The 16,994-nt window shown below is 70.0% G+C and carries 15 protein-coding genes; 10 read left to right on the top strand and 5 right to left on the bottom strand.

Features of this window, described 5'->3' with window-relative positions:
* Nucleotides 1–108: 108 nt before the first annotated feature.
* The 3 genes from JE024_RS22155 to JE024_RS22145 all read right to left on the bottom strand — a co-directional run bounded on the left by JE024_RS22155 (nt 109) and on the right by JE024_RS22145 (nt 2,489).
* Complete coding sequence (locus tag JE024_RS22155) at nt 109–975, bottom strand: fumarylacetoacetate hydrolase family protein (protein WP_205375259.1); 867 nt, start codon at nt 973–975, stop codon at nt 109–111.
* Nucleotides 976–1,215: 240 nt separating this feature from the next.
* Nucleotides 1,216–1,956, bottom strand: a complete 741-nt coding sequence (locus JE024_RS22150) for a YidC/Oxa1 family membrane protein insertase (RefSeq protein ID WP_205375258.1) — start codon at nt 1,954–1,956, stop codon at nt 1,216–1,218.
* A 215-nt stretch (nt 1,957–2,171) separates the two neighbouring features.
* Nucleotides 2,172–2,489, bottom strand: a complete 318-nt coding sequence (locus tag JE024_RS22145; RefSeq protein ID WP_205375257.1) for a DUF6412 domain-containing protein — start codon at nt 2,487–2,489, stop codon at nt 2,172–2,174.
* A gap of 388 nt (nt 2,490–2,877) precedes the next feature.
* Between JE024_RS22145 and JE024_RS22140 the strand changes: the two genes are divergently transcribed.
* The 10 genes from JE024_RS22140 to JE024_RS42125 all read left to right on the top strand — a co-directional run bounded on the left by JE024_RS22140 (nt 2,878) and on the right by JE024_RS42125 (nt 14,951).
* Entirely contained in the window at nt 2,878–3,480 is a 603-nt protein-coding gene (locus tag JE024_RS22140; protein WP_205375256.1) for a hypothetical protein, read from the top strand.
* A 132-nt stretch (nt 3,481–3,612) separates the two neighbouring features.
* Nucleotides 3,613–4,200: a SigE family RNA polymerase sigma factor gene (locus JE024_RS22135; protein ID WP_205375255.1), complete on the top strand. Its 588-nt coding sequence runs from the start codon at nt 3,613–3,615 to the stop codon at nt 4,198–4,200.
* Nucleotides 4,197–4,880, top strand: a complete 684-nt coding sequence (locus JE024_RS22130) for a hypothetical protein (RefSeq protein ID WP_205375254.1) — start codon at nt 4,197–4,199, stop codon at nt 4,878–4,880. The genes JE024_RS22135 and JE024_RS22130 overlap by 4 nt, the downstream gene beginning before the upstream one ends.
* 134 nt (nt 4,881–5,014) lie before the next feature.
* Nucleotides 5,015–6,031 (top strand): SEC-C domain-containing protein, encoded by a 1,017-nt coding sequence (locus JE024_RS22125; protein ID WP_205375253.1) that lies wholly within the window; start codon nt 5,015–5,017, stop codon nt 6,029–6,031.
* Nucleotides 6,028–6,507 carry a very short patch repair endonuclease gene (locus tag JE024_RS22120; protein WP_205375252.1) on the top strand — a complete coding sequence of 160 codons (480 nt, stop codon included), beginning with the start codon at nt 6,028–6,030 and terminating at the stop codon, nt 6,505–6,507. The genes JE024_RS22125 and JE024_RS22120 overlap by 4 nt, the downstream gene beginning before the upstream one ends.
* 210 nt (nt 6,508–6,717) lie before the next feature.
* Entirely contained in the window at nt 6,718–9,276 is a 2,559-nt protein-coding gene (locus tag JE024_RS22115; protein WP_205375251.1) for a Z1 domain-containing protein, read from the top strand.
* Entirely contained in the window at nt 9,273–10,295 is a 1,023-nt protein-coding gene (locus JE024_RS22110; RefSeq protein WP_205375250.1) for a PD-(D/E)XK motif protein, read from the top strand. Before JE024_RS22115 ends, JE024_RS22110 begins: the two co-directional genes overlap by 4 nt.
* Nucleotides 10,292–12,238 (top strand): hypothetical protein, encoded by a 1,947-nt coding sequence (locus tag JE024_RS22105; protein WP_205375249.1) that lies wholly within the window; start codon nt 10,292–10,294, stop codon nt 12,236–12,238. Before JE024_RS22110 ends, JE024_RS22105 begins: the two co-directional genes overlap by 4 nt.
* A 62-nt stretch (nt 12,239–12,300) precedes the next feature.
* Nucleotides 12,301–13,134, top strand: coding sequence for a hypothetical protein (locus JE024_RS22100; protein ID WP_205375248.1), 834 nt, complete (start codon nt 12,301–12,303; stop codon nt 13,132–13,134).
* Nucleotides 13,131–14,951 carry a DNA cytosine methyltransferase gene (locus JE024_RS42125; RefSeq protein ID WP_307840709.1) on the top strand — a complete coding sequence of 607 codons (1,821 nt, stop codon included), beginning with the start codon at nt 13,131–13,133 and terminating at the stop codon, nt 14,949–14,951. The genes JE024_RS22100 and JE024_RS42125 overlap by 4 nt, the downstream gene beginning before the upstream one ends.
* 51 nt (nt 14,952–15,002) lie before the next feature.
* Here the strand turns inward: JE024_RS42125 and JE024_RS22090 are convergent, their stop codons facing one another.
* Nucleotides 15,003–16,040: a DNA cytosine methyltransferase gene (locus JE024_RS22090; RefSeq protein ID WP_205375247.1), complete on the bottom strand. Its 1,038-nt coding sequence runs from the start codon at nt 16,038–16,040 to the stop codon at nt 15,003–15,005.
* A gap of 185 nt (nt 16,041–16,225) precedes the next feature.
* Nucleotides 16,226–16,882, bottom strand: a complete 657-nt coding sequence (locus tag JE024_RS22085) for an ATP-binding protein (protein WP_205375246.1) — start codon at nt 16,880–16,882, stop codon at nt 16,226–16,228.
* Nucleotides 16,883–16,994: the final 112 nt, after the last annotated feature.

Genomic DNA, 16,994 nt, shown 5'->3' with positions numbered 1-16,994 from the left:
GCGCCCCGAGGGCGTGGCGGCACACCGCGGGCGCCGAGCCCGCGGCGCCGACGGCCCCGCCCCGGACGGGGCGGGGCCGTCGGCTTCGGCTCCCGGCGGGCCGCCCGGTCAGGCGTCCTTGAGCTCCTGGCGCTGGCGGCCGAGCCCGTCGATCTCCAGCTCCACCACGTCGCCGGCGCGCAGGTACGGCTTGGGCTCGGGCTGCCCCATGGCGACCCCGGCCGGGGTGCCCGTGTTGACGACGTCGCCCGGGTAGAGCGTCATGAAGCGGCTGAGGTACCGGACGACCTCGGCCACCGGGAAGATCTGGTCGGCCGTGCCGCCGTCCTGCTTGAGCTCGCCGTTCACCCACAGCCGCAGGCCGAGGGCCTGCGGGTCGGGCACCTCGTCGGCGGTCACCAGCCAGGGGCCCAGCGGGTTGAACGTCTCGCAGTTCTTGCCCTTGTCCCAGGTGCCGCCGCGCTCGATCTGGAACTCGCGCTCGGAGACGTCGTGGGAGACGGCGTACCCGGCCACGTAGGCCAGCGGGTCCTCGTCGTCGGCGATGTAGCGGGCGGTGCGCCCGATGACCACCGCCAGCTCGACCTCCCAGTCGGTCTTGCGGCTGCCGCGCGGCACCAGCACCACGTCGTCCGGGCCCACGACCGTGTCCGCCGCCTTGAGGAAGACGACCGGCTCGGCCGGGGGCTCGGCGCCGGTCTCCGCCGCATGGCCGTGGTAGTTCAGCCCGATGCACACGACCTTGCCCACCCGGGCCAGCGGCGGGCCGACGCGCAGCCCGGTGGCGTCCAGCTCGGGCAGCTCGCCCGCGGCGGCCGCGGCCCGTATCCGGTCGAGCGCGGCGCCGTCCGCGAGCAGCGCGGCGTCGATGTCGGGGACGAGTCCGGACAGGTCACGCAGGGTGGCCCGGTCGCCGTCACCGTCGAGCAGTGCGGGGCGCTCGGAGCCCGCCGTACCGACACGCAGCAGTTTCATCGTTTGTCTCCCCTGGTCGCTGCCGACCCCGGACCGACAGGTGCGGCCGTCGGAGGATCGGAGGGTTGGTCGATCCTCCAAGCCCACCGACCACTCCGCAAGACCCTGTTCACAACCTGGACCTTTACGGGTCGGTAGCTTTCGAGGGCCGCGGCCCCCGGGTCGCAGCCGTCGCGCCACCGTCCCTGGGCCACCCTCCCCGGGCCACCGTCCCCGGGGCACCTCAGCTCGTCCCCTGCCTCAGGTCGTCGCCGCGAGGGCGCCCGCCACCGGCATGTCCCGGTAGAGGAACACCCGCTCCACCGCGCTCCAGGTGGTGCTGGTGACCACGTACAGCGCGGCCGCCAGCGGCACGACGGCGACGGTGATCAGCGTCGCGAAGGACATCAGCGGCATGAACTTCAGCATCGCGCCCATCCCGGGCACCGCGTCCCCCGTGGGCGCCGGAGCGGCCGCCATCTGCCGCTTGGTGCGCCGGAAGTTGAACGTGGCCACCGCCGCGACCAGCGCGAACAGCCCCAGGTACACGAGCCCGGCCCCGCCGAACACCCCGCCGTCCGCGAGCGCGTCCGCCCAGCGCCCGCCGAGCGGGGCGGCGAAGAGGTCGTGGTCCAGGAGCCCGTTGGGCTCGCCGCCGATGCTCGTGTTCGAGAACAGGTGGTAGAGCACGAAGAACGCCGGGAGCTGGAGCAGCGAGGGCAGGCAGCCGGAGAACGGCGACACCTTCTCCTTCGCGTACAGCTCCATCGTCGCCTTCTGCAGGCGCTCCTGATTCTTGCCGTGCTTGGTGCGCAGCTCCGCGAGCTGCGGCGCGAGCCGGGTACGCGCCTTGGCGCCCCGGGCCGCGGCGCGGGAGAGGGGGTGGACCGCGAGCCGCACGAGGGCGGTGAAGACGACGATGGCGGCGGCCGTGGCCGAGGCGGCGAACAGCGGCTGGAGCAGGTCGGCGAGCCGCTCGACCAGCGTGGCGAAAACGGACATGGGTGAGCCCTCCGGGGGTCTCGTCGTGCCGGGAACGAGGACGTCGCTGAGTGACGAGGACGTCGCTGAGTGACGTGGCGGCATGACGGCCCGAGGGGGCGGGTGCGGTGGGGTCGGGGCACTCCCGGCTCGGGGCGAGCGGAGGGCCGGCCGGACTCCCGGCTCGGCGCCGGCGGGGGGGTCGGGAGGACCCCCGGCTCGGAACGAGCGGTTCCCTACGAAGCCGTCAGGAGGAGACGGCCGGGGGCTCGGGGGCGCCGGCGCCCGCGGGCGTCCGGATCGCGCTGCGGGAGGAAGGCGGTGCGCTTCTCACGGTCGCGCAGGGCCGTTCTGACCCGGGTCCGCGGGACGGCGGGGGCGCAGCGTGCGCTGATGACCGAGCAGACGACGAGCGCGGAACCGGCGGCGGCGGTCGCCGTGGCGGCGAGCGCGACGGCGGTGACGAGGCCGTCGCCGTCGATCAGGGCGAACTCGACGAGGAGGAAGAACAGCAGCCCGGTGAGCCGGGCGAGGCGGGGGGTGCCGCTGAACATCGCGTACGCCCTCCGTCCTGTGTCGTGCGCCCGGTGTCCGGGTCGGTGTGCCGCGTCGTGGTTGCCGTGCCGCGGCGTGATTCGTGTGCCGCGTCGTGGTCCGGGTGCGTGCCCGGAGTGCGCCGCGCGGGTGCCGCGGCCCGGATTCGTCCCTCTGCCGTTATACACGAACGGCCCAGCGAAACGGTTGCCCTCCGGCCCACGCCCCGCGCCGTCGCCGGGGACGTCCCCGGCGGCGTCCCCCGCGCGTCCCCTGCGCCCTCCCCGGCGAAAAAACTTCCGCGCTCATGTCATCCGCCCCCGCCCCGTCCCGCGTTGTGAGGGGTGGAGAGGCGCCCTCCTCCATGTTCACTCCACTCCGCAGGGAGAACGCACGTCCATGACACGGATGACGAGACACGTGGCAGCGGTGGCGGTCCTGGCCGCCCTGGTGGGGGCGCCGACCGTCGCGTACGCGACCGGTCCCGGACCGGTTTCACCGGCGACGGCACACCCGGCGGCGGCCGAAGCCGCCGGGACCGCGCCGCACGCGACGCCCGCCCCCGCGGCGGACCGCCCGGCCACGGGGGTACGGACGGTCCGGCCGGGGCAACGGGTCGAGGCCGCGCCCGGCGTCGAGCTGTGGCTCACCCGGGAGGGCAAGCACTGGGCGCTGCCCGGTGAACCGGCCCAGTTCCGCAGCGTCGTCGACGGCAACATCGACCCGAGCGCACCGGGGGTCAGTCTCCAGGCCGAGCCCGTCGGGACCGGCGACGACGGCTTCTACCTGCTCTCCGGCCTCTGGTACGGCAGCCGGGCCGCGGCCCGGGTCGAGGTGGTCACCGCCGAGGGCACCGTGAGCGCCTCGCTGGTGACCCTGCCCGGCCGCAAGGGCTGGGGCGCCTGGTACGCGAGCACCCCGCTGCCGAGTCCCGGCTCGGAGGACTTCCTGCACGGTGTGACGCTCTACGATGCGGCGGGCGGCGAGCTGGCCCGCCTCGACCTGCGCTGATCATCCCGGGGGCCCGGCTCCGCGGCCGGGCCCCCTCCCCCCGCCTCCCGCGACGTGCCGCCCGTCCCTCCTCCCGTCCTCCTCCCCCCCTGTTCCCGTCCTCCCGTCCCCACGCCGAAGGAACCGCGATCCGTGAAGCAGGACCGCAACGCAGAGTTCGCCGAGTTCGCGGCGGCGGCCTGGCCGCGGCTGGTGCGCACCGCCACCCTGCTCACCGGCGACTTCCACGAGGCGGAGGACCTGGTGCAGACGACGCTGGCCAAGGTCTGGTCGCACTTCCGCCGCATACCGCGCGACGAGATCGACGTGTACGTCCGCCGGGCGCTGATCAACAACAACATCAGCCGCGTCCGCCGGCGGCGGGTCGTCCACCTGCTGATGCCGTTCCTGCCGGAGTCCGCCCACCGTGTCCAGCCCGACCACACCGAGGCGGCCGAGCGCCGCGCCGAGGTGCTCCGGGCACTGACCGTGCTGCCGCCCCGGCAGCGCGCGGTGGTGGTGCTGCGCTACTGGGAGGACATGAGCGAGCAGGACATCGCACGGGTCCTGAACTGCTCGGTCGGCACGGTGAAGACCCATACGCGGCGGGCCCTGGGGACGCTGCGCGGCCAGCCCCTGCTGGCCGACAGCCGCACGCGGTCCGCCACCCGGACCGGCCCGCGGCACCCCGGCACACCCTCCGCGCCCACCGGCCCCTCCTCCCCCGGAGCCCATCGATGACCTCCCCCAGCGGCGCCGGCGGCGATTCCGGCAACGGCCTGCGCACGGTGCTCGCCGAGGCCGCCCTCGACATCACCCCTTCCCCGCCGCCCCTCGAATCGATCGCCCGCCGGGCCCGTGCCCGCCGCCACCGCCGCCTCGCCGCACTGGCGGCGAGCGGGGCGGCCCTGCTCGTCGCCCCGTTCGTGGTCGCGACGGCCCAGCGCGCCGCCCCGCCCGACCGGGTCGCCGCGCCGCCCGCCGCCGTCAGCAGCCCGCCCGTCTCCCCGACCCCGTCGCGGCCCCTCTCCCCGGTGCGGGTGGTGGGCCCCGGCGAACGCGTCACGGCACCGGGCGGCGCCGAACTGTGGCTGACGGACCAGGGCAAGCACTGGGCACTGCCCGGGGAACCGGAGCAGCGCCGCAGCGTCACGGACGGCAACATCGACCGCCGCGATCCGGGCGTGAGCATGCAGCAGGAGGGCGCCTTCCTCTCGGGCCTCTACTACGGCGCGGACGGCGTGGCTCTCGTCACTGTGACCACCGCCACCGGCCCCGTCACCGCCTCCCTGCTCACGCTTCCCGGCCGGCCCGGCTGGGGCGTCTGGTACGCGAGCGCCCCGAGCGGGGACGCCGTCGTCGACGGGGTGACCATGGCGGACGCGTCGGGGCGGACGCTGTTCACCCTGCCGCTGCGCTGACCCCCGGGGCGTCGCGGGCGCCCCGGGCCGCGCGTCAACTCGCCGCCGCCGGAACGGCACTGGGCACCTCACCGGACAGCTCACCCGATCCGGGACTCCCCGACCCACCCCCGTACAGCAGTACGGTGTGCTGCATGCGCCCCGACACGCCTGCTGACCACACCGCCGAAGCCGAGCGCCTGCTGCGCACCGCAGCGCAGTACCCGGAGGACGACGAACAGCTCCTGCTCCAGGCCGCGGCCCATCTGGAACTCGCCGGCGACCGTGAGGGCGCGTCCGGCCTCTACGACCGCCTGCTCGCCGACGAGCCCGACCACCCGCAGCTCGTCAAGGCCCTCCAGGCCGCGAACCTCTGGGAGTACGGGCACGAGGCAGAGGCCCGGGCCCTGATCGCGGGCGTCCGCATCACGGCCCCGGCCGAGGCGGCCCCCTGGGAGATCATCGCCGAGACCCTGGAGTCCCACGACGAGCTGGAGGCGTCCCACGAGTGCTTCTCCGAGGCGCTCGCGCTGCTGCTCCCCGAGGACGACGAGGTCCCGTACGCGGCGCAGTCGCTGCTCGCAGGGCGCCACCGGGTGCGCCGGATGCTGGGCCTGCCGCACGACGACCACGACGCCCTGGCGGACCGGGTCCACTCCACCCGCACCCCTGACTTCAGCCTCGACGAGCTCCACGACCCCAAGCGCCTGTGGGCCCTCGGCTCCGACAACCCGGCCGAGCTGAAGGCGGAGATCGCCCGCCTGCGCGCGGAACTCGGCTCCTACCGCTCGGCGCTCTCCCGGCCGTTCCCGGTCGCCGTCCTGCACTGGCCGGCCCGGGATCTCGCCGAACTCCTGGAGGCGTACCCGGACCTGGCCGCCGAGTACCCCTCGCACGAGGCCCACCTCGCCGGCATCGAGTCCTCCCTCCGCGACCTCGCGGCCACCGGCACCGAGAACCTCGGCATCGTCACCGCGACGGTCCCCTCCTACGAGGCCTTCGCCGCCTCCGAGGCCTCCTCCCCCACCAACACCGCCCTCCTCCCCCAGTACGCCACCACCCTCGCCGCCCGCGGCCGCGCCCTGCCGTGGCCTCCGGCGAAGTCGGCGGCGTGCTGGTGCGGGTCGGGGGAGCCTTACCGGGGGTGTCACGGGGCGACCGCTTCGTCATGAGCGGGGATCGAGCCGATCCGACCCCGTCCTCGGCAGCCGTGTCGGCGAGGATGAGAAGACAGGTGTCGCAGGACACGGGCTGCGAAGTGGCGGTGCGCAGGATCCTCCATGCCGAGGGGCTGCGCTACCGCGTTCACTATCCGGTTCCCGGAATGGCCAGGCGGAAGATCGACATCGCGTTCAGCCGTGCCAAGGTGGCCGTCTTTCTCGACGGCTGCTTCTGGCACGGCTGCCCGCAGCATGCCACCCAGCCGAAGTCGAACGCCGCATGGTGGCGGGAGAAGCTCGACAGGAACATGGCACGTGATCGCGAGACGAACCTCCACCTGGAGTCCGAGGGTTGGACGGTCCTGCGGTTCTGGGAGCACGAGGCTCCGGCGAATGTGGCGACTCGGGTGACGGATGTCGTGGTCCGCATCCGACGGCAGGAGGGGGATTCGCGGGAAGCACCGTCGGGAAGGATCAGTTCCGGCTGACGGCTCGCGTTCGGCGCAGAGATCGTCGATGCGGCCACCTCCCACGGTCCGCTGCGTCGCACCGATTCGACACCGACCCGACCGTCACCGCGATTGTGTGGATAGTGTGTGCGCAGCGCATTTCGAGGGGTGGGCCGCCGTGCATGCGCGCGCCCGTGGTGCGCGAACACGCCGGCCTCGGTGAGCCAGGGCGGGAGACGGTCGGTGTCGGTGACCGATGAGTTCGACGAGGTGTACGAGACGTTCCAGGCTCTCCTGGACGCCTTTCCTCCCGCCGAGGCGGTCAAGCGCCTGGCGCTGCTGAGCACGGATCCGGCGGTGGTGGAGAGAATCCGCGAACGCCACGAGCAGCAGACCATCCGCGTCAGGGAACTCGAGGAGCCTCACACGGTCGTCCTCGGAAACCGCGACACCTGGTACACGGGGCCTCATCCGAAGGACAAGTGCTGGCCCGCGGTGACCGGCATCCTCCGGAAGGACGGATGGCCCGAAAAGCCTGCGATCAGCAGTCTCGACGACTCCTCGACACGCATCGTCTCGCTGCTCAATCATCCGAAGGAGAAGTCCTTCTCCACGCGGGGGCTCGTCGTCGGCTATGTGCAGTCCGGCAAGACGACCAACTTCACCTCGGTCATGGCCAAAGCAGCGGACCGGGGATACAAGTTGTTCATCGTGCTGGCAGGCATTCACAACGGACTGCGCCGCCAGACGCAGGCTCGTCTCGTGCAGCAGCTCGTGGAGCCCAACCCTTCGATGTGGTCGCAGTTGACCGGCCTGGACAAGGACTTCACTCCGCAGGAGAACCCTGCTTCCTACTTCGGCAAGAGCAACAGGACCCGGGTCCTGTGCGTGGTCAAGAAGAACGCGACAGTCCTGCGCAAACTGGCCAAGTGGCTGGACCAGGCATCCGACTACCTCGCGGACTGCCCCGCACTCATCATCGACGACGAGGCCGACCAGGCGACGGTCGCCACAAAGTCCATCAACCCGCTGATCCTGAGCATCATGAGCGCTCTGCCCCGCAGCGCATACGTCGGCTATACGGCCTCGCCCTTCGCAAACCTGCTCATCGACCCCGGCGCGGCGGATCTCTATCCCAAGGACTTCGTCGTCAATCTGCCCAAACCCCAAGGCCATTTCGGCACCGAGGTCCTGTTCGGTCGCTACGCACTGGACGGCGAGGACCCGGCCGAGGTCGACGACGGTCACGACATGATCCGTTCGATCCCGGACGACGACGTGTCCTGCGTACGACCGGAGAGCCGCGCAGACGTCGAGGGCTTCGAACCGGTCATCACGGAAACCCTGCGCAGAGCGGTCGAGTACTTCTGGATGGTGACGGCCGCGCGTCGCGTGAGGACGACGGGCAATCCGCATAACACCATGTTGATCCACACAAGTGTCAACACGGCTGTGCACAACAGTTTCGACCGACCGCTGAGGAAGCTGCGCGAGACCTTCGCCGCGTCGCTCCACGACGCGGAGCAAATCGCTCGCCTCCGGTCGCTGTGGCTGCAGGAGACGGAACGGGTGCCCGCGTCCGACTTCGGTGAAGCGCCGGTTGCTTTCGACGACATCCTCCGGGAACTGCCGGGAGTCCTGGAAAGCTGTCGGATCGTCATGGACAACTCCAGCAGTGAGGACCGGCTCGACTACGAGAACGGCCCCGTCGTGGCAATCGCCGTGGGCGGCAACACACTGTCCCGTGGCCTCACCCTCGAGGGTCTGTCCGTCAGTTACTTCGTCCGTGCGGTGTCCGCCTACGACACGCTTCTCCAGATGGGACGCTGGTTCGGCTTCCGGAACGGATACGCGGACCTCCCGAGGATCTGGATGACGGACGAACTCGCCGGCTGGTTCAGGCACCTGGCGACCGTCGAAACAGAGATGCGCCGCGACATCGACATCTACATGACCGAGGACGAGACCCCACTCACCTTCGCAGTGAGGCTGCGCACTCACCCCGCGTTGCGCGTCACAGCCGCCGCCAAGATGCGCGACGCGGTCACAGCCGCATCGGCCTTCGGCGGCCAGCGCGTCCAGACACACTGCTTCCACACCAACGCGGAGTGGCTGCGCGGCAACATTCGCGCGGCCGAGGAACTCGTTGTCGCGGCGAGTACTCATGCCAGAACGATCTCGGAGCGGTCGAGCGAGGGCCGATTCGTCTTCCGTGACGTCCCGCACGATGCGATCACCGACTTCCTGGCCCGCTACCGGTTCCACGAGAAGTCCCAGGAGAGCGACGGCGAACTGATCGTCAAGTACATCAACAAGCGCATTTCCGATGCCGGGTCGCTGCGCCGGTGGAACGTGGCAGTCGTCGGCAACCCTCGGAACGGTGACACCTTCACGTTCGCACCCGGCGTCACCGTCGGACGCAATGTGCGCGCGCGGGTCAACTCGGCGGGTCCCCCCGAGCCCGACTTCGCGGACATCAAGACCCTCATGAGCCGCAGGGATGCCGCAGTCGACCTGCCCGGTGACACGTCGCAGTTGGACGAGAAGGCGATCAAGGAGGCTCGGAACAAGCACCTGCCCGACCACGGCCTGCTGGTGCTGTATCCGATCGACAAGGTCTCCGCACCTTCCGCGTCGAGGAAGTCCCGTGCCCCGCTGGCTGCCGAGGAGCACGTCATCGGCATCGGATTGGTCTTCCCGAAGCCTCACACCGAGGACTCCACCGTGGAGAAGTACATCTCCGCCAACTTGGCCAATGTGCGTCTCGAGGACGAGGACTTCAGTCTCGTCGACGGCGAGGAGGCATGACCGAGGACGAGGCATTCGCACTCATCGAGCAGCACTGGACAGCGCTCGAATCGGAAAGCAGCAGCGGCGAGCGGCGACTCCGTGTATCCGTCCTTCCCGTCCCCGCAGCCCACGGCCCACTGTCCGCCGCCGTCGACCATGACGGCCTACGACACATACTCATTCCCGTCCCCGCCAACAGAAAGGTGCGCGCCGGTCTGGACGGCGGGGTGCTCAGCCTGCGCAAGAGGGCCTTGGAGGGCGAGGACAGCTATCAGACCTACGCGGATCTTGCCTGCCTGGATCCCGACGTGGCCGACCTGTTCACCAGGCTCGGAGCGGATGTGCTCTGCGCCGTCGCGGCACAGCCGGCCAATCCCGCCAGGGCTCTCTATCGTGTCGTCGACAGATGGAAGGCGCTCTTCACATCGCAGGGTGCTCCTCTCGGTCCGGACAGGCTCGTCGGGCTCTACGGCGAACTGCACGTCCTAGACCAACTGCTGGCCGACGACGCCAGCGCCCACACCTTGTGGAAGGGACCGACCGGTCATTGCCATGATTTCCGTGCGTACTCCCGCGCACTGGAAGTGAAGGCAAGCACATCGTCCGAGGGCCGGCGACCGCGCATTCACGGGCTCGATCAACTCCAGCCGCCGGAAAAGGGAACTCTCTCCCTGGTGTGGCTGCGGTGCACACCCTGCGCTCCTTCGGCGGGCACACGGTTTCTGGAGCTCGTGGAGTCCGTGTTGCGACAGTGCGACGACGAGCCGGCCCTGCTGGACCTGCTCGCTGCTGCCGGTTACCGGCAGGCGGATGCGGCCTTCTACAAGGACGCCTGCTTCGTCGTGGAGGAAGAACGCTGGTATGCCGTCGGTCCCGGGTTCCCCGGGCTCACGCACCGAGCACTGGCGCACGCAGGACTCACGGCGACCGTCACGGACGTCGACTACACGATAGATCTCTCCGGTGATCTTCCCGCGGCCATGACGACGGACGAGATCGCGCAGTACATCGAGTGCCTGGTCCAGGAGTCCGTGTGACGACGCCCCGTTGGTTCTCCCAGCCTTATCCGCCCGACGGTGCGAGTGCCGCCGAAGGAATCCGCAACCAGCTCGGCCGCCCCGAGCTGGACCTGCTCACCATCCTGGTCCGGGAATCCGCACAGAACAGCTGGGACGCCAGGCTTCCCGATGCCGGTGTCCCGGTCGACTACCGCATCGACATGTGGACCGTGGGTCCGGCCCACATGTCGGCGTGGCGCGAGATGCTGGCCGCTGGAGCACCGGCAAGAGCAGACGATTTCCCCCTGCGGGACACGCTGCGCCGTGGTCCCGTACGGCTGCTCGCCGTCTCCGACCGCGGCACCCGGGGTCTTGTCGGACCGACTCGCGCGGACGACGCGGTGGGGCCGGAACGCGACTTCGTGTCGTTCATCCGGAACATCGGCGAGCCCCGGGACACCGCACTCGGCGGAGGAACCTACGGATTCGGCAAGGGCATCTTCTATCTGTTGTCCAAGGCGGGCACCGTGCTCGTGCACTCCCGGTGCCGTTTGCCGGACGGCAGCCACGAGACACGGCTCATCGGGTGTGCTCTGTGGAAGAGCTATGTCTCTGCCGAGCGCTCCGGGGACCGGCGGTACACAGGCCGCCACTGGTGGGGCGACTCCTCGGGTGAGGTGCTCGAGCCGCTGGTGGGCGACAAGGCGGAGTCCGTCGCCCGCCGACTGGGCCTCAAGTCGTTCGAGGCAGGGGAGACCGGCACGACGGTGATCGTCGTGGACCCCAACCTGGACGAACTCGAGCCCCGCGCGGCAGCGGACTACCTGGCGGAGACGATCACGTGGCACCTCTGGCCGAAGATGATTCCCTCCGATTCGGCGCACCCGGCGATGCGCTTCGCCGTCGCCTGTGACGGAGTCGAGCATCACGTGCCCGACCCCCGGGAGACCCGTCCCCTCAACCTCTTCGTCGCCGCCTACACAGCCATGCAGGGGCCTGATGCGAAGAGGCTCGAGTGCATGCGTCCCAAGAAGTACCTGGGCCGCCTCGGGCTGGTGAAGCGCATCACGCCGGCGCTGGAGCCGTCCAGGGCCTCACGGTTGGTGGGCGTGGAGGAAATCGTCCATCATGTCTGCCTCATGCGTCCCGCGGAGCTTGTCGTCACCTATCACCCCGGGCCCAAGCCTCCCAGTGTTCATCAGGGCTACGCGGGCGTCTTCCGCGCGGACGAGACGATGGACGAGGTCTATGCGAAGGCAGAGCCTCCGACCCACGACGCCTGGCATCCTCAGTCGCTCGACAGGCCGGAGAGCACTTATGTCCAGACGACGTTCCGCCGCATCGGCGAAGAACTGAACGGGCTGCTCTCTCTCAGCGGCACGGCCCGGGAAGGCAGCACCGATGTCGCGCTCGGTGCGGCAAGTTCCTTCTTCGCCGGCCTGGTCGGGGGAACCTGGGGCACGGGTGGTGCCACCGAGTACTCCAAGCCGGGCAGCACGACAGGAAGGTCCCGTGGTGCCGGAGCCGGCCGGAACGGCCGCGGCGGTTCCGGCCGAGGTGGCGCGGCGAACGGCTCGGGTCTCTCGGAGGATGGCGTGGAACTCGGCTCGCAGGACGAACACTCCGCTGCACCGGCAAGGACCCGTCGCCCGCGCGTGCAGTACGTGGGCGAGCCGTACTACGACGACCGCGGCTCCCTGTCGGTACTCGTGCAGGAATTCGTCCTGCCCGTGTCTGGGCCGCAAAGGGTTCGCATCGACCTGGCGGTTACTCTCCCCGGAGCGGGCGGGCGCGAGACCGATCCGCCTATCGGTGCCGACATGCCCGAACTCGTCGGCTGGGAGGACGAAAGCGGGCGACTCCACAGAGAAGAGGCGCTGGTCGTGGTGGGCGGAGACATGCTCTGGCGTGCCGTGGTGCGTCCCGCTCCCGACACCATGACCGAGATCGGCGTGAAGGTGGAAGTCGTGAGGTCGGCATGAGTCGGCGGGCGCTTCCCTACCGAATCCCGTCCGAGGACGTCGTCGAGGCCGGGGACTGGTCGATGCTCCTGGAGGACGGGGAGATTCCTCTTCCCGAGGCGGTACCGGACTGGGACTACCGAATGGATCTGCACCTGCGCCGAACCGTGCGTGTGGACGTCGAGCAGGCCCGATCCCAGTCAGGCCTTTCCGCCGAATCGGACCTGATGCTGTCCGTGGTGTGGACCTCTAGGGGATCGAATCTGAGCGGACCTGCCCAGCAGCTCCGGTTGGCCGATCTCGAAACGACCACGGTCACACTCGACATCCGTCTGCCCGGCACAGATCTCGGCGGTCTTCTCGTCCTCGACACCGCGCTGCTCCTGGCGGACCGACAGCATTCCGGACGCATGTCGGCACCGCGACGTGCGGGGTCCGTGCTGTGGAGCGACCGTCGCTCGCTCCGCCTTCAAGGCGACGCACCACAGTTCCCGATGGCCGTCATCGACTTCGGCCGCACCTCCTTTCCCGACAACGCGGCGTGGCATCTGCAGATCAGCGGAGGCATGGAAAGCGCGACCATGGGATCTCTCCTGCTGCTGGTGAACGAACGGAACGCGGTCACAGCCGCTGCCTTCGAGAACGCCGGCAGGCCTCGCCCCGTGGACCGTGCGGTGCTCTCCGTGGTCTACGCGGACGCCGCGCGAACCATGGTGGAGCATGCGCTCAACACCGACGACTTCACGGAGGACGCGGACTTTCCGGAGGGCTCGCTCGGCGCGACGCTGCAAGCCCTGTTCGACCAGTTGTTCCCCGAGCAGTCCGTCACGGACATCAGGCTTCGCAGGCACCAGTCACCGTCGTTGTTCGCCTCGGACCTCCAGGCGGCTGTCAGGATCCTCGAGGTACCGTCGTGAGCTTCCTCTATCCACGACTTCTCGCGGGCCAAGCGGCACCGCTCTTCGAGGAGTACAAGGCCCTCCCCGTATCGGAACTCACCGCGCGGTTCGCCGTCTCCCACGACTCGGCTGTGTACGTGGCCACAGGCGGCGACCGCGTCTCCCCCGACAGACTCCGAGAGCTGCGCAAGGCCGTGCTGGAGCTCGCCGAGCACGCCGGCTTCCCGCATCCGCCGGACCGCAGCGGGAAAGCAGACTTCGATCTGCGGGTCGCCGCGCTGCTGCACGACGAGATGGGCATGGTGCCCGCCGAGGCGGCATCAAGGGATGTCTGGTCTTTCCTTGCCCTGGTTCTGCTGCCGGACGTGGCCTTCTGGCGCTACCCGCGGCCGCCCGGGGACCGGGTACTCGGCACGGACCTGACACGTCACGTCTTCGGGCGCCTGTGGTGGCGCGCTCAACTCGTCAGATCTCCCGACGAGGCCGAACCGTACGGAGCCCTGCACATCCTCGGCGAAGCCGCCTTCGACCAGATCTACGCGAGACGGGAGGCCCTGGGCGGCAGCCCGCACCTGGTCAGGTCGATCCTCCGCGTCTGGAACGACCTCGACCGCAGGGGCCTCAACGAACGGGACACTCTGCGGGACTTCCTCAAACGACTGCTTCGGCTGGCCCCCTTCGTGCTGTTCGACGGCATCGAGGAAGCGTCCCTCGACGCCGAGCTGCGATACGTCGCCCAGGAATCCGTCGACGCACAGCGGCCCCGCACCGTCCCTGCGACTCCCGCCGTCTCCGCCTCACCGGCTTCACCGGCCGAGGTTGTACGGGAAGCAGGCACCGGCGCGTCCCCTGCGTCCTCGGGCGACGAGGGGGAAAGAGCGAAACGGCGGCTCACATCCGTCGAGATATGCGCGGGGTCGGGAGCCCAGGCGCTCGGGCTGGAACGCGCGGGATTCGATCCGGTGCTGCTCATCGACGCCAAGGCCGATGCCTGCTTCACCATCGCCCGCAACAGACCGCACTGGGAAGTCGTCTGCATGGACCTCCTGGAATTCCATACGGAGATGCGGCCGGAGGTGAAGGGTGTCGATCTCCTGAGCGGTGGCCTGCCCCGGGTGAAGTCCACAGCGGGCATCAGCACGTCGCAGGACGCCGACGAGCGGCGTGTTCTGCGCGCTTCGGTGGCGCTGGCCTGCTCGATGCGTCCACGCGCGGTCCTGCTGGAGAACCTTCCGGGACTGGTGCAGAGCCCCGACTTCGCAGCCGACAGAGCATGGATTCAGCACTCGCTCGAGGAGGCGGGGTACCGCACCGATTGGCGCGTCCTCAACGCGGCCGACTTCGGCGTGCCGCAGAACCGCAGCAGCGGGTTCCTCGTAGCCCTGCAGGAACCGCTCTTCTCACGGTTCTCCTGGCCCGAGCCGAGCGGATCGAGGCCGCCCACCGTCGGCCAGGCACTGGGCGACTCCATGGCGTCCGGAGGGTGGACCGGCGCGGCAGCATGGGCCCGCGCAGCGAACAGCATCGCGCCGGCCCTCGTCGGAGGATCCGAGAATCGGGGCGGAGCGGACCTGGGCCCGACAGGAAGCAAAAAGGCCTGGGCAGCGCTCGGGGTGAACGGGGACAGCCTCGGAGACGCTCCCCCCGGCCCTGATTTTCCCGAAGACGCGACGCCCAAGCTGACCGTTTGCCAGGCAGCGATGATCCAGTCCATTCCGGAGGGCTGGGCCTTCCACGGCCGGAAGACGTCGACCTATCGGCAGATCGGGCACGCCATGCCGCCGCCCCTCGCGGAGGCGGTGGGGCGCGCGCTGGCGCAAGCTCTGCGAACCTGACGGCCCGGTTCCTCGGTGGGGTCGCCGCCGGTAGCGCGGCGACCCCACGGGTCAGACCTCGATGCGTCCACCCGACAAGGCGTCGACTGCCTGCTTCAGCGCGCCGTCACCGAGACCGAGCGCGGCGCTCAGGACATGGGCGGCGAGAACGGGTGGAATGGCGTTGCCGATCTGCTGTGCGACGTCGCTGCCTGCCCACCGGAAGTCCGCCGGAAAGGTCTGGAGCATGCCCGCTTCCGCCGGACTGAAGCGCCCCGTCCGATCTCCCGGTCCCAGTACTCGGTTGCGAGAGATCTTCCCTGTCACGGTCGCGGAAGGCATGTCGTGCCGTCTCCGCCCCCGGTCCTTGGGGTTGCCGCCGCTTCCGTAGTTCGAGACGACCTCGAAGGGGGTGGCACGCCCCGGGAGTACATCGCACATCCGCACCCAGGGTTTCCTGCCCGGATCACCCGAGTCCCGACCGACCCCCTTGCGATAGGGACGGTGAGTAGGAACGGGAAGCGAGACCGGACCTTCGCGCCGCGCGACGAGGATGGCGCGACGGCGGGTCTGCGGAACCCCGTATTCCTCCGCACGGAGAACGTCGTGTTCCACGTGGTACCCGATCTTGCGCAATGCCCGCCCGTACGCCTCCCACACGGGCAGCACAGCCGGTACCTGCTCCAGCACCACCGCCTCGTACGGGTCCCCGTCCTTGATGGCCTGCAGCACCCATTTCAGAGGCTCGAGCACGAGACCGGTGCGTTCGTCGCCGAGCAGCGCGATCTCCGAACTGGACAGTTCCTTGCCCGAGGCCATGAGTTCGACGCAGTTCAGCACCTCGTCGAGGGCGCGTCGACCCGCACCGGAACCAGCCACGGTGTAGGTCTGGCAGGGAGGCCCACCGGTCAGGACCCGGGTCCCTCCCGGAAAGTCACCGGGGAAGGAATCACGCACGTCGCCCTCACGCGTGTTCAGCTTGTTCGCGGCCCGGGTGGCACAGGCGTTGGCGTCCATCTCAATTCCGGTCACCGACAGACCGAGCTTGACCGCAGCGATGTCCAGCCCTCCTGGGCCGGCGAAAAGATCCACAATACGGAATTCGGACACGTGCTCTCTCGGCTGCAGATCGGAAAATGATCACTGGACAATCGCCAAGCAGTCTACCTTCGCGGGTAGCGGCCGGGGACGCTCACGACAGCGGATATCGGAAGGGAGCACAGGGCGGAAACGTTGATGCGCTCGACAGGAGGCGACACCCGCCGCCCCACCCACGCGAATCCCCGTGACGCACATCATGTCGCCATGCCCGCTTCCACGACCCCCTGCGCCCGGTCCAGCGCCTCGTCCGGGTCGCAGCCGTGGGCGCGGAGCCAGAGGAGGAGGTCGGTGATGACGGCGATCGCCGACTCCTCGGCCATGGCCACGCTCAGGCGGGTGCGCGGCGGGTCGGTGGGGTGGCGGACGGAGCCGTAGAGGCCGATCAGGGCCTCGGCGCGGGTGACTCCCGGGGTGGGGACGTGGCCGTCGGGGGCGGTGAGGCCGGTGGCCAGTTCGCACCAGGTGACCTTGGAGTCGGCGCGGAGGATCACGCCCCAGCGGTCGGCCGTGGCGTCGACGAGGGCCATGCCGCGGCCGCCCTCGGCGTCGGGACCGGCCGCGAGGAGGGTGGGGAGGGCGCGGGCGTCGGGGTCCTGGACGTCGAGGCGCAGGAAGGTGCCGTTCATGGAGACGGTGAGCGTCGTCGGGGTCAGTTCGCCGACGTGGCGGATCACGTTGGAGACGAGTTCCGTGACGCAGATCGCGGCCGCGTCGAGCACGTGCGGGATGCCCCACTGACGAAGGCGCAGACCCATCAGGCGCCGCAGTGGCGCGAGTTCGCGGGGCTCGGCGAGGAAGGGCAACTCCCAGGCTTTGCGGCGCACTTCGCTTCGGCATGCGTTCAGGTCCATGAGTCCGCTCCGGCTCGCTCCGAGGTGCCGCCCGACGGCCGGGCGCGCTAACGTTCAGTGAACTCATCGGCACAGCGGGTGGACATCGCCCGCCTCGGTCGAGTGGTTGAAA

The organism is Streptomyces zhihengii (assembly GCF_016919245.1).
Classification (GTDB): Bacteria; Actinomycetota; Actinomycetes; order Streptomycetales; family Streptomycetaceae; genus Streptomyces; species Streptomyces zhihengii.
Note: the sequence above shows the minus strand (reverse complement) of the source record. Positions and strands in the feature narration are given on the sequence as shown.